This window comes from Methylobacterium sp. WL64 (genome assembly GCF_008039945.1).
In the GTDB taxonomy this organism is placed as follows: Bacteria; Pseudomonadota; Alphaproteobacteria; order Rhizobiales; family Beijerinckiaceae; genus Methylobacterium.
In genome coordinates this window covers 1-848 of sequence record NZ_VRVA01000301.1, presented here as the reverse complement: position 1 = coordinate 848, position 848 = coordinate 1, and the positions used below count along the sequence as shown (strand labels likewise).

The following is an 848-nucleotide window of genomic DNA, read 5'->3' as shown; positions in this document are numbered from 1 at the left end:
GTTTTAACGACAGCGTCGTGCCCTACGTCATGCCGAGGAGGCGAAACGCTCGCGGTGGCGTTGTAGTACCCGGTGTGCCGTGAGCCTCGGCGCAGCGTCGAGGAGTTTACGCCGCATGCCGTTGGACGAAGCCACCCCCCCACGCCCGCCAGCCCAGGTACCGCCGCCGTTGGTACCAGGGCTACGCGGCTTGCTCACCCTTGCCGTCGGCGTCGTGCTGATCGCCGCTCTCTACTTCGGACGCGAGGTGTTTATCCCGCTGGTACTGGCCGTGCTCCTCAGTTTCGTCCTCGGGCCGGTCGTCAACCTACTCCGGAGGATCAAGCTCGGACGGGTTCCATCGGTTATTGTAGCCGTTCTTCTCGCACTCGCCGTCATCGGCGGCTTCGGCGCGGTCATCGGCACACAAGTCGCCGGGCTCGCCGGCAACCTGCCGCAGTACCAAGTGACGGTGCAAAAGAAGTTCGCCGGCCGGCGACACCCCGAAGGCGCAGCTTGTGCGGGTTCAGGAGCCCGAGATCTCACCGCTGGCTCTGGCCGAAAAGGTGCTCGGTCCGATCTTCGAGCCGTTGACCACGGTCGGCATCGTGCTTGTCGTGGTCGTGTTCCTGCTGCTGCAGAGGGAGGACCTGCGCAACCGCATGATCCGCTTGTTCGGGTCGAGCGACCTGCACCGCACGACGGTAGCCATGGACGATGCGGCCGGTCGGCTCGGCACCTACTTCCTAGCCCAGCTCGGGATGAACGCTGCCTTCGGCATCATCATCGGTGTTGGCCTATGGCTGATCGGGGTGCCCAACCCACTGCTGTGGGGCGTGTTCTCGGCGCTGATGCGGTTTGTGCCCTAC

Annotated in this window: 1 pseudogene; it reads left to right on the top strand. The window is 64.9% G+C overall.

Annotated elements, in window-relative coordinates:
* Positions 1 to 115: 115 nt before the first annotated feature.
* Positions 116 to 848, top strand: a pseudogene (locus FV242_RS34000) (AI-2E family transporter); the annotation flags it as partial.